General features: G+C 68.6%; 11 protein-coding genes and 1 pseudogene. 5 read left to right on the top strand and 7 right to left on the bottom strand.

The window, feature by feature from the left end; translation table 11 throughout:
• Positions 1–1,028: 1,028 nt before the first annotated feature.
• From PPSIR1_RS45215 to PPSIR1_RS39545, 3 genes are all read right to left on the bottom strand, one after another.
• Positions 1,029–2,003, bottom strand: a complete 975-nt coding sequence (locus PPSIR1_RS45215) for a hypothetical protein (RefSeq protein WP_006976936.1) — start codon at positions 2,001–2,003, stop codon at positions 1,029–1,031.
• Between the two features lie 64 nt (positions 2,004–2,067).
• Positions 2,068–2,460: a hypothetical protein gene (locus PPSIR1_RS39550; protein WP_006976935.1), complete on the bottom strand. Its 393-nt coding sequence runs from the start codon at positions 2,458–2,460 to the stop codon at positions 2,068–2,070.
• A gap of 11 nt (positions 2,461–2,471) precedes the next feature.
• Entirely contained in the window at positions 2,472–3,638 is a 1,167-nt protein-coding gene (locus PPSIR1_RS39545; RefSeq protein WP_198154720.1) for a phage tail sheath C-terminal domain-containing protein, read from the bottom strand.
• 36 nt (positions 3,639–3,674) lie between these two features.
• Here PPSIR1_RS39545 and PPSIR1_RS49840 point away from each other — a divergent pair, with 36 nt between their 5' ends.
• A complete protein-coding gene (locus PPSIR1_RS49840) occupies positions 3,675–4,202 on the top strand; it encodes a hypothetical protein (RefSeq protein ID WP_198154719.1) in 528 nt (175 codons plus the stop codon).
• A gap of 1,247 nt (positions 4,203–5,449) precedes the next feature.
• Positions 5,450–5,947: a hypothetical protein gene (locus PPSIR1_RS39535; protein WP_006976932.1), complete on the top strand. Its 498-nt coding sequence runs from the start codon at positions 5,450–5,452 to the stop codon at positions 5,945–5,947.
• 2 nt (positions 5,948–5,949) lie between these two features.
• Here PPSIR1_RS39535 and PPSIR1_RS39530 read toward each other — a convergent pair whose 3' ends face one another.
• Positions 5,950–7,284: a serine/threonine-protein kinase gene (locus tag PPSIR1_RS39530; RefSeq protein WP_006976931.1), complete on the bottom strand. Its 1,335-nt coding sequence runs from the start codon at positions 7,282–7,284 to the stop codon at positions 5,950–5,952.
• Positions 7,285–7,317: 33 nt separating this feature from the next.
• Between PPSIR1_RS39530 and PPSIR1_RS39525 the strand changes: the two genes are divergently transcribed.
• Positions 7,318–7,854, top strand: a complete 537-nt coding sequence (locus PPSIR1_RS39525; RefSeq protein WP_232296631.1) for an RNA polymerase sigma factor — start codon at positions 7,318–7,320, stop codon at positions 7,852–7,854.
• A gap of 480 nt (positions 7,855–8,334) precedes the next feature.
• A pseudogene (locus tag PPSIR1_RS51425) lies at positions 8,335–8,534 on the top strand (transposase); the annotation flags it as partial.
• A gap of 327 nt (positions 8,535–8,861) precedes the next feature.
• Here PPSIR1_RS51425 and PPSIR1_RS39520 read toward each other — a convergent pair.
• The 3 genes from PPSIR1_RS39520 to PPSIR1_RS39510 all read right to left on the bottom strand — a co-directional run bounded on the left by PPSIR1_RS39520 (position 8,862) and on the right by PPSIR1_RS39510 (position 12,110).
• Positions 8,862–10,319, bottom strand: a complete 1,458-nt coding sequence (locus PPSIR1_RS39520; protein WP_232296630.1) for a trypsin-like serine protease — start codon at positions 10,317–10,319, stop codon at positions 8,862–8,864.
• Positions 10,320–10,513: 194 nt separating this feature from the next.
• Positions 10,514–11,335, bottom strand: a complete 822-nt coding sequence (locus tag PPSIR1_RS39515) for a thymidylate synthase (protein ID WP_006976928.1) — start codon at positions 11,333–11,335, stop codon at positions 10,514–10,516.
• A 148-nt stretch (positions 11,336–11,483) separates the two neighbouring features.
• Positions 11,484–12,110, bottom strand: coding sequence for an RNA polymerase sigma factor (locus tag PPSIR1_RS39510; protein ID WP_232296629.1), 627 nt, complete (start codon positions 12,108–12,110; stop codon positions 11,484–11,486).
• 158 nt (positions 12,111–12,268) lie between these two features.
• Between PPSIR1_RS39510 and PPSIR1_RS39505 the strand changes: the two genes are divergently transcribed.
• A partial coding sequence (locus PPSIR1_RS39505; protein WP_006976926.1) for a serine/threonine-protein kinase occupies positions 12,269–13,323 on the top strand: 1,055 nt, incomplete at its 3' end.

Raw genomic sequence — 13,323 nt, 5'->3', positions numbered from 1 at the left:
GAGAGAGGGGGAGGGCGGGGCTGCGAGCGGTGGAGGTCCGGCGGGCTCGGGGGTCCTCGATGCGCTCGGAGGGGGGGCTGGAGACCGCGCAGGGGCTGGGCTCGCGACCGGAGCCTCGCCAGCGCCAGGGGCCTGCTCGGTTGTCGTGGCCGTCGGGGAGGCAGGGGCGGGGGTCGGCCGAGGACGAAGCCGCAGGCGCGCTCGACGAGGCTTGTCGGAGGTCGTGTCGGGTGTTGTCGAACTCGGGCGCGGGCCGTCGGCCGTGGGGGTCGCTCGGGGCGTGCGAGCTGGGGTCGCCGGGTCGGGCGTCGGGGCGGCCGCGGAAGCTCGCGTCGCGCTCTGGCTGCTCCCCGCGGCGGCGTCGAGGCGGCGCGCGAGGAGCTCGGCCACGCGCTCGGTGGGCAGGGAGCCGATGGTCGACGGAGCCGGTGAAGATGCGTTCCCGAGCGACGCCGGAGCGCTCGGGGTCGAGACCGAGGCTGAGGCCGGTTGGGGCGGCTGAGACGACTGGAGCATCCGTGCGCGCTCTGGAGCCCTCGAAGGCTCCGCGGGAACTGGACGCGGGGAGGGGAGCTCCGAAGGAACGGACGCGAACTCGGGCTGGGGCTCGGGCGTGCGCGTCGGTTCCGGCTTGGGTCGAGGGCGCAGGCGCAAGCGAGGGCGCTCGGCGGTGCGCGTCGGCGTTGGCGACTTTGGGCTCGCGGGGCTCACAGCCCGGGGGGCGTCAGCTGGCCCCTGGCCGCGCGACGGCGCTGGGCGAGCGTTGCCCGTGGGGGTCGAGGGGGGAGCCGAGCGAGCACGGTCGTCGAGGAGCGCACCTGCTCGGGGCTGGGTCTCACGCTGGTGCGCTTCGTGACCCCGAGCCCTCCTGGGTCGCTCGGGGGTCGGCGCGCGACGGGACTCCCCGACGCCCGCGCTGTCCTCGACGAGCTCGGGCTCGAGCGCGAACTCCTCGAGGGTCGCGTCGTGGACCCGACGCAGAGGCGCGAGCAGCAGCGAGGACAGCTCGGCCGAGTCGAACTCGAAGGTCATGGCGCCCCCTCGTCTTCACCGAACACGAGCACGACCGCGTCGGGGTGGTCGGCCATTCGCGGCCGCGCGCTCGGGCGGGGCGCGGGCCGCGGGCGGGATCGGGCGCCGAAGCTCGGGCCGCGGTGTTCGGACGCTGGACCCTCCACGGCGTCGAGCAAGCTCAGGAGTCGGGAGACCTCGGCCGCGGGCGTGCCGAGGATCCGCTCGAGGGTCCAGCCCAAGCTCGCGCACAGGCGCAGGGCCGAAGCAGCGAGGTGCGCGGGCAGGCCGAGGAGCGGGTCGTCGTCCCGGCTGGGATGGTTGAGCTCGGTGACGGCGCTCAGCAAGATCCGAGTCGCGCGGGAGTCGAGGGAGTCGAGGTCTCGGGCGGGGCGCATCTGCACGACGCAGCGCTCGAGCATGGCCTCGAGGTAGGCGACGGGATCGAACTCGAGGCCCTCGCCGGTGTCGACCAGGGCCGCTCGCTGGGCCGCGAGGCGCTCGCCCCAGGTCAGCCCGCGCAGCTCGACGGAGCCCGCCTCACCGAGCGACAGCCACCCTTCGCGGTCGGGGACCTCGGCCTCGGGGTCTCGATCGGGCTCGAGGCCGTTGGCCCACCACAGCGCCAAGGCGCGCCGGTGCTCCGGGTCGAGCGGGCGCCCGGCGTCGCGGTCGTGGGCCGACGTCTCGGCGGTGCTTGGGGTCGCAGGGGTCATGGTCGCGTGGTCGAGCACGGCGTCGGCGTAGCGATCGGAGTCGAGCTCCAAGCCGGCAGAGCCCGAGCGCAGGTGCTCGCGCAGGGTCCGGAGGTGGTCGGCGCAGGTCCACGGGCGCAGGCGCAGCTCGGGCCTCGCCGCAGCCCCCCGGGGCTCGTCGTCGTGCTCGTCGTCGTCGCCCTCGTCGGCGAGCGCGACGGCTCGCAGCGGGCTCGAAAAGCCCGAGAACTCGACGCCCCAACGGCGCCCATTGACGATGATGACTTGCACCGACATCGACTCCCCCCGGGGCCCTCCACGCGGAAGGCCCCGTCCAACTCAGCTCCGCTCGCGCGGGGGCCTACTCTTCGCGCACTCGGGTGGCCGTGAACACGTAGGTGGTCTCGGCGGTCCCGCTGGCGCCCATGGCGAAGTGCTTGGTCTCGACGTAGCAGTCGTCGAAGGAGTAGCTGCGCGAGGGGTCGTCGGCGCCCTGACCCTTCTTGAGGTTGGCGACCATGCTGAAGCTCGTGCGCTGGGCGAGGCGGTCGTCGAGGACCGTGGCCGTCGAGCGGATCACGACCTCGCCGTTGACGGTGCGGAGGCCGAAGCTGACGTCGACGCGCTCGTCCGAGCCGATCGCGCGGATGTCTTCGCGCTCGGTCACGACCCGGAAGGCGACGGACTGCACGCCCTCGACGGGGTCACCGTCGACGAGCAGGCTGCTGTGGTTGGCTGAGAATACGGTGGCCATGATTGCTTACCTCAGACCTGGACGAGGACCGTCGCGTAGATGAAGTCGATGGCGCGGACCGGGCGGACGGCCAGGTCGACGCGGACGATGCCGAGGGCGAAGTCGGCCTGAGTGCTGTAGACGTCGAGCTTGAACGCGGGGTCGGTCCCGTCCGTGGACGGGACGATGGCGCTCTCGGCCGCCATCTGGAGCAGGAACTCGTTGAGCTTCTGCTTGAGGGCGTTGCGCCCGTCCTCGGTGTTGAGCTTGCCGATGAACAGCTCGCCGATCTGCTTGACCCCGCGGACGGCGTGGTCGGCGACGCGGCGGACGTTGATCTGGTCGCCGTCGGTGGTGATGCCCCGGACGACCACGTTGCCCCGGCCGGGGAGCTCGGCGATGGGCACGAGCTTGGCCTTGAGGTAGGCGCGCTGCTGCTCGGTGCGCAGCTCGGGCTCGATGGCCCCGAGGCCCGCGAGGGACTTGAAGGTCGGCGACTGGTAGTAGGACAGGCTGCCGATGCGGCCGACGGCCGCGCCCATGACCCCGTTGGGGGCGAACAGCGCGAAGCGGTCGGAGACCAGCGAGCCGACCAGGTCGATGTTCTCGGCGTCGGTGGTCGTGGCCGGGACCTGGCCGAAGCCGAGGCGGCCCTTGGCGTCGGCGCTCATGTTCTCGCAGTGGGCGATGACGGCCCCGTAGATCTGCGCGCCGCGGGTCAGGTCGAGGTCCTGGACCGAGGCGATGACCAGGTCGACGTCGGGGACGTCGACGAGCTGGTCGAGGGCGGTGGTGTACTCGGCGACGGTGGCGTCGACGCCCCCCGCGAGGCTCGAGCTGCCGCCGGCTGCCACGAGCTCGACGGCCAGATCGACCTCGCTGTTGAGCGCGTCGGCGAGGGCGCCGAGGACCTTCGGGTCGGCCTCGAGGCCGCCGAAGAGCAGGACCTCGCCGCCGCCGCCCGGGTCACGCTTGACCTCGATGCGGTCGCCCTCGGCCGAGCCCACGCGCTTGAACTCGACGTCGGGGGTCCCGCTGTCGAGCTTGAACACGGTGAGCATGTCCTCGTTGCCGATCTTGGCGACGACCGTGGAGTGGGCGTCGGTGCTGAGCACGTCGGCCGTGCTGTAATCGGTGACGGCGTGGTTGGCGACGGCGGCGGAGACGAGCGAATCGCTCGCGTCGAGGACCGCGCCCACAAAGCGACTCGACCCGGGGAGGGGTGAGAGGTTGCGGTGGCTCTCGATGACTTCGGAGCCATCTTTGATTGTGAGCTCGTAGCTCTGAACTCGATTTTGGAATCGCTTGGGAGTCAACTCGAGACTCAGGCCATTGCCCGCAGTGCCCTTGCAGCGAAAGTTGAAGGTCAGCCAATCTTCATTGTCGTTGTCGACGCTATAGACAGCGCCGGCGCTCGCCGCCACGCCGGAGCTGACCTCGGTGACGACGAGCTCGAAAACCCCGTTTTGGAGGGCCTGCTGGGCCTCTGGGAGGGCCCAGGCCGTCGCCCGACCGTAGAGATCACGGAAGCGTCCCCAGCTCCCGACCCGTTCGACCGCCTTGCGTGGGATGGGTTGGCCCTCGTCATCGAGGCGCGGGGGCGCGACGAGGCCGACCAATCCGAGCACGCCCGAAGGTGCGAGTTGAGGTGGAACCACCTCTTTAATTACCGTGACTTGTACGCCTGGGATTATCCTTGCCATAGTCGCAACCGGGTGATGAAGGTATTGCTTGGTTTCGCGCTGGGTCAACAGATTAATTAATTAAATGGTGACCCTCAATTGTCACATTGGTTCATTGGCAAGTCTCGGGGTTGGGGGCGTTCGTTGGGCGTTAGCGGGGTGTTAGGCGTGGGATCTGGGGAATGGTGAGAACGATACACGCTCGAATGGCTGCTGCCGTCCTATCTTTAGAGTGTGGTGATTTGTAAATGGTGCTCAATCTCGTGTTTTAGGCGTGGTCTTGCAAACCATGGCATCGAGAACCCCACCCTCGGAGCTGTCCCAACCCAACCGCGGTGGCGTCAGCCGTCCCGCTGACCTCCAGCCTCTGGGCGCCACTTGGTGGTCTGTTCGGCGCGCAGCTCGGCGACGCGAGCTCGCGCCGCCGGCTCTCGATCACCCCGCGCCAGCCGAAGCCGCGAGCGAGATCGTAGGTCCTGGGTCCGAGACGGCTGTGGGGCTGCCAAGAAATCCACGCCCCCGGGAGCGGGGGGCGACCACGAGCCTTCACGAAGGTACGAACGCCATTGCCCACCAAACCAAAGCGGAGGAGCGGAGCGACGAAGCGTCCCCGGTCCGAGGCGCCTGTGGGGGCTGCCAAGAAATCCACGCCCCCGGGAGCGGGGGCGACCACGAGCCTTCACGAAGGCACGAACACCATTGCCCACCAAGCCAAAGCGGAGGAGCGGAGCGACGAAGCGCCCCCGGCCCGAGACGGCCGTGGGGGAGCCAAGGAATCCACGCCCCCGGGAGCGGGGGCGACCACGAGCCTTCTCGAAGGCACGAACGCCATTGCCCACCAAGCCAAAGCGGAGGAGCGGAGCGACGAAGCGCCCCCGGCCCGAGACGGCTGTGGGGGAGCCAAGGAGTCCACGCGGCGCTCCTCGACGGAGACGCAGACATGGGACAGCTCCGCGAGGGACAAGTCCTCGAAGCTGCGAAGCGTCTGCACGACAGCGCTGCGTTCTGCGAACTCGGCGAGGACGAGCGCGTTGGGAGGGCTCATACCTCCTATCTCGAGTGAGGGCGTGAAACGTTCGCGGTTTCTTGCCCTGGTTCCGTCCGAGTGGAGGTCCCTGCGCGCAGCGTGAAGGCCCCCCGATCTACATCTCGCCCAGCTCGATGAAACGTTCGTTTTTTCGGATGTCGGCGAGCGATCGCCTGGGAAAGCCAGGGGACACCGTGTACCCCCCGTCGGGTTAGGGGGTCCAAACAAGCGCCAGAGCGGCCGATCAGCCTCCTATGGGGTTGTCGCTGTGGGTTCATGGGCGCCTGAGTAAAATCTCGGGATGCCGAGGAAAATCACCTTCCCAATCGTGGGGCTGGTCGGTCTAGGGCTCGCTTTCGCGCCCTTGTCTGCGAGCGCCGAGTACCGCGATCTCTGCGACAGCTCCCGAGTCTGCGAGTACACCGGGCCCAATGCTCCCGTGCTCGACGCCGATGTGTGCCTCGACCCTACCGGCGAAGTCAGGCTCAAGGGATCGAGCCCTTGCTCGACGGGATCAATCCCCTTCCACGTCCGCTTCGGAGACGTGATCGATCCCGTGATGCAGCTCGTGGTTGCCTACATCCCGTTGAAAAACGCGTGCTCGGTCCCAGGAATGTGCGAGGTCCAGGAGTACAGCGCCGGCACGAGCACGGCCCAGGCGATCTGCTGCATCAACGGAGTCTGCTGGCCGGGCTTCCACGACTGCGGAGGAACCCTGATGTGGTGCGATGACGGGGTGTGCAACGAGGACGGCACCGTGACTTGCTTCGAAGGTCTCGAGGTCCCCCTCGACGAGTGACCTCACTCCGGTAGCAGTTCGAGCACTTTGTTGATGGCCGCCAGCTTCCCCTCTTCGTCGCCCGACTTTTGACGTAGCCGCGCGATGGCCAGCCAGGCTTCTCCGGCGAGGGCAGGCTGCCCCGTCGTCTCCAGCCAGTTCGCGGTGGCCTGCGCGACGATCAAGAAGTTGGTGTCGCGCTTGGTAGGCACGGAAGCGCCATCACGGATGGCCTCGATCGCTCGTTCGTGGTTGCTGGTTCGCATCGCCAAGATGGCTGCGTGCGTGGGGTTCGAGAGCTCGGGAAGCTCGATTTCCGGAGCAGGGGTTGTGGCCCCCCGCAATTGAACCAGCGCGAGAAGTACGATGGCGACGCCCAACAAGAGCCTGGCGACACGTCGACGAAGTGGTCTCGGCTTGAACACGAGAGCGTCGAGAAGCGCCTCCATGCTCGGCCATCGTTTCGCTGGGTCCTCGGCCAGCCCGCGCTCCAGCGCAGCTCGGACTCGGCGCGGCACCCGTTCACGCTCCCGAGGCGGCAACGCCATGGCCTCCAGACGGGTCTCGATGTCCTCGCCGAGGAAGAAGGGGTTCGCTCCGGCCAGCGCTTCCCAGAGCGCCACACAGAACGCGAACTGATCGCTGCGCACGTCACCCGCCTGCCCACGCAAGCGCTCGGGCGCCAGATATGGAAGCGCTCCGACGATGCGCTCCGCGTTCGACCCTTCGCTCAGGGCTTCGAGGGTCCGAGCCAGGCCGAAGTCGACGAGCATCGCCTTGCCCTCCGAGTTGAGCATCGCGTTGTTCGCCTTGAAGTCCCGATGCGCCAAGCCGCGACGATGCGCCGCCGCGAGGCCGTGACCAGCTTCGACGTAGCGCGCGACGATCTCGGTGGGCTCTTTGTCGGCGCACCACTCGTGGAGGGTCGGGCCGCTGAGCCACTCCATGACGATCCACCGGTAGTCGTCGCTGCGTCCCTGATCGTAGATCCGCACGACGTTGGGGTGCACGAGTGCAGCCAGGGCCCTCGCCTCTCGGTCTGCGGTCTCGGGATCACCCAGCCGCATGAGCTTGATGGCGACGTCACGGCCGAGTACGTGGTCGAGGGCCCGGTATACCTGCCCGTAGCTCCCTTCTCCGACTGGCTCGAGCAACTCGAAGCGACCGTTGACCCGCGGCCGAGTCTCGGGAGTGGAGCGGAGGAAAGCGAGGAAGACGGAGAGCTCGGTGTGTTGACCGAGCGCGCCTTGAATGAGCTCCACCGGAACACCCTCATCGTTCGCGAACTCCTGCAACGCCGGGTCGTCGACGATGCTCGGCGACGGCGGTGTTGGATCGGAGGACGAGGGGCTCCACATGACGCGATCGCCATGGTAAACGACCGTATGCCCATGAACTACGAGATGTATCCACAGCTGTTCGTGGATGGGCTACAGCGCAAGGATCCGGTCGTTCTAGACTGGGTTGTCCGTAAGTACAGGCTATGGGCGATCCTGGAAGCGAGGCGCCAGGGAGCGAGAGCCGACTCCGAGGACATCGCCCACGACGCGATCATGGCCGTGCTCGAAAAGCCGCCGATCGCCGCGATCGAGCGCGGCATCCCGATGCGCGCGATCTTGTGCGTGAAGATTTACGACCGGATATGCATCAACCTGCTCAAGCAGAGTCGCTTCGCGCCGCTGGTCCACTCCTTCCCCCAGTCAGGGCCGGGCCTGCAGACGGCCCTTCACCACTACGACAAGTACAAGAAGGTGCGTCGAGCCATGGACAAGCTCTCGACCAAGGATCGAGAGCTAATCGAGGAGCGCTACCTGGGCGGCAAACGAGCCGTCGAGATCGCCGATGAGAGCCACTCCCCCGCTGCGGTGCGTGGGGGTGTGTTTCGGGCGATGAAGCGGCTGCGTCGAGTGGTCCAGCTGGCGAGTTGAGGGTCGACGCTAGTTGTTTGCGCACGCGAGGAACTCGTCAAGCACGGGCAGCGCCGGGCAGTCAGCGAGCTCGGAGTCGAGAGCGCTCGCGCAAACGAGGTACTGCCCTCCACGCATTCCTCGGCGAGGTTGTTTTCGAGGCACACCTCGCCAAGTTGGCGCAGTCGAGGAAGGGCTTGCCGCTTCCTCGTGACCGACGCCATGCAGTCACGGCGAACGGGCCCGACTATGCCGAAGTCTTCGCGGCAGTCGAGACTCGACGAGTACCCGAGATCCGCTGGGCAGTCACAGGTAAGGGCGTGAACGGAGCCGAGGAGGTCCCCGTAGGCTGTACCAGCGGACACTGGGAACTGCGTCGTTTGCTTGGCCTGGCATCCTCTTGGCGTGCCGGCTTTGGCGTGAGCGGCCCTGCAAAGCTGATGAGCGCGGGGTTCTTCGAGCGCCGCGGCTGACGTAGCGCTCGAGCTGGTCGTGTTGTCGGTCAAGGTCGGCCGGACCCTGCGAGTGCACCTGTGGGGCATGAATGCGATCGTCCTCGGGGCGACGAACGCCTCACTGGAAGCGGTGAACTCGAATATTTCGGCGGCGCTGAAGAAGCGGGCGTGCGGGTATCGGAGCCGGGCTCGGTTTCGGAGCGCGATCTTGTTTTTCACTGCGGGGGGCTCGAGCTCTATCCGACCATCTCGCCCACTCGAATTCCTGAAGCGCCAAAGAACCCAACCGAAACCCGCGGGATGGCCTACGAGCGATCTGGAGACGCCCCGGGCGGCTTGATCGGGGGGCGAGCGCGTCTTGGGCTACCCGTCAACTGGAAGCGCCTCAAGCGCTGCAACGTCTCCAGAGTATCTCCAGAGACACTCCGGAACGAGCTGGGACCAGACTCCACGAGCCTCCCCTAAATCCCCTCAAACCCAGGCGCCCGCCGGTCCTACCGAAGATCCACGCCCGCGTCGTTCGCTGAACAGCTGAAAACGCCGGGCCAGACGCCTGTGGGGGCAAAACAGCGCTCAGTTTCGGCGTCGGCGGCCCAGGCCCGCGAGGGCGATCAGGGCGAGCAGACCAAAGGCTCCGCCCGAGCCCCCCGAACCCGACGCGCTCGAGCAGGCGCAGCCCGAGTCGAGCCCGCCGTCGTCGAGGCCCAGGCCGTCCGTGCCGTCGCCGACTTCGTCGTTGCCCCCGTCGTCGCCCGCGGGCGCCTCCGCGCCGACGCCGATCCCGATGCTCAGCGAGACCGCCTCGTTCCCGGAGTAGTCGACGGCCAGCGCGGACAGGGTGTAGCCGCCCTCGGGCATGACCAGGTCCCACTCGTAGGGCGCGAGGGTGTCGCTGTTGTTTGGGAACTCGTCGCCGTTGACGAGCAGGCGGACCTCGGCCACGCCGAAGCCGTCGCCGTCGTCCGCCGTCACGTTGACGGTCACCTGGGCGGTGCCCCCAGGCTCGACGTCGTACTCCTCGCCGTCGTTGGGGGTGACGACCTCGACGGAGGGCGGATCGGAGTCCTCGCCGGTTCCAAAGGGGTCGCCGCACAGCCCACCAAAGCCGCTGGCGGGCCCGCCCGCGCAGCCGTTGGCCCAGTCGCCGCTGCCGGCGGCCGGGTCGAGGGGGATGGAGCCGCACTGCGGGCTCGGCTCCCAGTTGCCGTCGCCGTCCTGGCAAGGCGTGATGTCCACGCCCGAGTGCTGCTCGACCCACGGGATGGCCTCGTGCATCAGCGCGAAGATGCCGCCCAGGCCACACTCGGCGCCGCCGGAGGTGATGCCGAACACCCGCCAGGTGTCGTCGCCTCCGAAGTCGCTGCTCATCTTGATGTAGACGGGGCCGCCCGAGTCGCCCTGGCACGCGTCCAGGCCGTTGCCGCCGACGACCGCCTGGCTGCTGATGGCCTGGATGGTCGTGGTCACCTCGCGCTTGCTCCCGCTGCCGCCGTTGTTGGACTGGCCAAAGCCCACGATGACCACCTCGCGCCCGGGCGACAGCGCCGAGACGTCGCAGCCCCAGGCCGGCGGGATGATCGGGACGTCGGTGACCGGCTCGCTCAGCCGGCAGTAGCCGAAGTCCGTGCCCCCGACCTGCCCGGTCCAGCCCGGGTTGGAGTAGCAGGTCGCCTGGACCGCGCGCTCGCCTCCCGCGACGGCCTCGCCGAAGCGGATGGTCGTCGCGCTGCCTGCCGTCGAGCTCGGGCAGTGGGCCGCCGTGATCACGATCTCCGGGTGGACCAGGGTCCCCGAGCACGCCGAGAAGCCTTGATCGAGGTAGACCGCCGTGGGCCAGCCGCAGTAGTTGGCCGCGGTGCCGCCATAGATCGCAGGGTTTTGCTCGACGCCAGGCTCGAGCGCGCCGGCCTCGGACCAGCTGGGCGTCTGCGACTCTTCCGAGTCCACCGAGGCCACGGGAGCGAGCACCCCGCTCATGGGCTCACCTGCCTGGGCAGTCTGCGGAACCAGGCTCAGGGTGGCCACGGCCACCCCACCCACGCTAATCCAGAAGCTCTGACGCGCCATTGCGTCTACATCGCACCAAAGCCAACAAAACTCAAGAGTTCGGCTGGGTATTACAGCAATGTCGACTTGCGCCAGATCATGCGGCGAAATCGTAGTGAATCAGACCTCGAACTTGGGATGCGTCGAGACCGCGTCTGGAACGGTGGGCCTCGCCAGGTTCAAACGGCGACGGGCGCCTTGATGCGCGGGTGCGGCTCGTAGCCCTCGAGGCGGAAGTCCTCGTAACAAAACTCGAACAGCGAGTCGGGCACGCGGTCGATGTGCATGGTCGGGAGCGGCCGGGGCTCGCGGCTCAGCTGCAGCTGGGCCTGCTCGAGGTGGTTCAGGTACAGGTGCGCGTCGCCGAAGGTGTGCACGAACTCGCCGTACTCGAGGCCGACGACCTTGGCGATCATCATGGTCAGCAGGGCGTAGCTGGCGATGTTGAAGGGCACGCCGAGGAACAGGTCGGCGCTGCGCTGGTAGAGCTGGCAGCTGAGCTTGCCCTCGGCGACGTAGAATTGGAACAGGCAGTGGCAGGGGGCCAGCGCCATGTGCGGGAGGTCGGCGACGTTCCAGGCGCTGATCACCAGGCGCCGGGAGTCGGGGTTGCGGCGCAGCTCGTCGACGAGCCAGCTCATCTGGTCGATGGTCTGGGGCTGGCTGGAGTCGGCGGAGCCATCTGCGCGGTGGTTGGGCCACGAGCGCCACTGCTCGCCGTAGATGGGCCCGAGCTCGCCGTCGTTGTCGGCCCACTCGTCCCAGATGCTGACCTTGTTCTCGTGCAGGTAGGCGAGGTTGGTCTCGCCGCGCAGGAACCACAACAGCTCGTGGATGATCGAGCGCAGGTGGACCTTCTTGGTGGTCACGAGGGGGAAGCCCTGGGCGAGGTCGAAGCGCAGCTGCGGGCCGAACAGGCTCTTGGTGCCGGTGCCGGTGCGGTCGGTCTTGGTCGTGCCCTCACGGAGCACGCGATCGAGGAGCTCGAGGTAGGCGCGCACGCTCCCCTCATACCGCGGCGCGGCCCGGACCGCGAACCCCGGGGCCCCGCCCAGTCGGGTTTCATGGGTCTTTTGGGTCCTGAGCGCGTGCGAGGCTCGCGGCGGGGAGATCCGTGCGTCGCGCGGGGCGCCCGAAGGCTGACGAGCATCACGGCTTGGTCAGGCCGCGCTCGCGCAGCTGCGCGGCCCAGCCCTCGAGGTTCGAGACCGTCGACTGCATCAGCGCCGGGTTCAGAGCCACCGCTTCGATCTGCTCGCGCAGCAGCTCCTTGCCCCGGCGGATCCGGGTCTTGGCCGTGCCCACGGGGATGCCGAGGCACTCGGCGATGACCGCCGCGGTGTAGCTCTCCCAGTAGACCAGCTCGAGCACGAGCTGGTAGTCGACCGGGAGCTGGCGCAGGGCCATGAGCAGCACGTGGTACTCGTCTTGCTTGGCCGCGAGCTGGCTCGGCGAGGGGTCGAGATCCGCGACGGATACGGTGCCGTAGTCCATGCGCTCTCGGGTCCGGCGCTGGCGATCGAAGTGCTTGTAGAGCTGGCGCAGCGCGATGCCGATCAGGTAGGAGGTGAAGCGCGACTTGCCCTCGAAGCGCTCCTTGCCCTCGACGCAGGCGAGCATGGTCCGCTGGACCAGCTCGGGGCGGTGCTCGGGCTGGACCTTGTTGGCGAAAAAGCGCGCCAGGGTGTCGTAGTGCTGGCGAAACAGGGCCGCGCCAGCCCGCTGGTCTCCGCCGCGCCAGGCCTCGTAGAGCTCCATGTCACTGGTTGCGCTCACCGTCGCGAAGCATAGCAAAGGGGCGTGCGGTCACCCTCGGGCTACCGAGAAAGGCAGCCGCCCACGGGTTCCACGCCAGCTGAGTCCGTGGACGATGCTTTCGTGGATCATGGGCCCCGGCGCGGCCGGGGTGGGCGACTGCTAGCATCGCCCACGCGGTGGCAGGGGACGAGCAGCACCCGAAGGACGCGGCGGACCCAGCCGCGGGGAGTGCCGACGCGGCGGGCCGCGAGGCCGCGCGGATGGCCAGCACCGAGGTCGGGGCACGCGATGGCTTTCGCGTCGAGGACTCCTTCGAGTACGACCGGGAGCGCGACGCGATCGAGGCGGCGCTGTTCGGGAGCGCCCTGCCGCAGCTGAAGATCGGCCGCTTTGCGATCCTCGATCGCATCGGTCAAGGCGGCATGGGCACGGTCTACGCCGCCTACGACGATCAGCTCGACCGCAAGGTCGCCGTGAAGATCCTGCGCCGGCGAGGCGCGGCCAAGGGCAGCACCCAGGCGACCCGGTTCATGCGCGAGGCCCAGGCCATGGCCCGGCTCCGCCACCAGAACACGGTCACGGTCCACGAGGTCGGCGAGCACGAGGACGGGGTGTTCATCGCCATGGAGTTCGTCCGCGGGCAGAGCCTGGATCGCTGGCTGCGGGCGGGGGACGAGGCCCGGCCGTGGCGGGAGGTCGTCGAGGTGTTTCGCCAGGCCGGTCGGGGGCTGGCGGCGGCCCACGAGGCCGGCATCGTCCACCGCGACTTCAAGCCGCACAACGCCATCCTCGGCGAGGACGGGGTGGTGCAGGTGCTCGACTTTGGCCTGGCTCGAGCGGCGACCGCTCCCGGCGCGGGCGAGGGCGCGAGCGAGTCGGCGATCCGCGAGGTCCTCGGCGCCTTCGAGCCAGGATCGGGATCGGGATCGGGATCGGCGGCGCTGTCCAACAAGCTCACGGTCACGGGCTCGATCCTCGGCACGCCGGCCTACATGGCCCCCGAGCAGTGGCGGGGCGAGGTCGTCGACGCCCGCGGCGATCAGTTCAGCTTCTGCGTCGCGCTCTACGAGGGCCTCTACGGGCGCCTGCCCTTCGCGGGCGACAACCCGGCCGAGCTCCTGGGCAACGTGCTGGCCGGCCGCGTGCGCGAGCCTCCGTCGACGGCGAGGGTGCCCGCGTGGGTCGGGCGCGCGGTGCTGCGCGGCTTGGCGATCGACCCGGACCAGCGCCA

Origin of the sequence: Plesiocystis pacifica SIR-1 (assembly GCF_000170895.1) — a bacterium.
Lineage (GTDB): Bacteria > Myxococcota_A > Polyangia > Nannocystales > Nannocystaceae > Plesiocystis > Plesiocystis pacifica.
The sequence above is the reverse complement of the archived record's forward strand: the minus strand, read 5'-3'. Positions and strand labels throughout refer to the sequence as shown.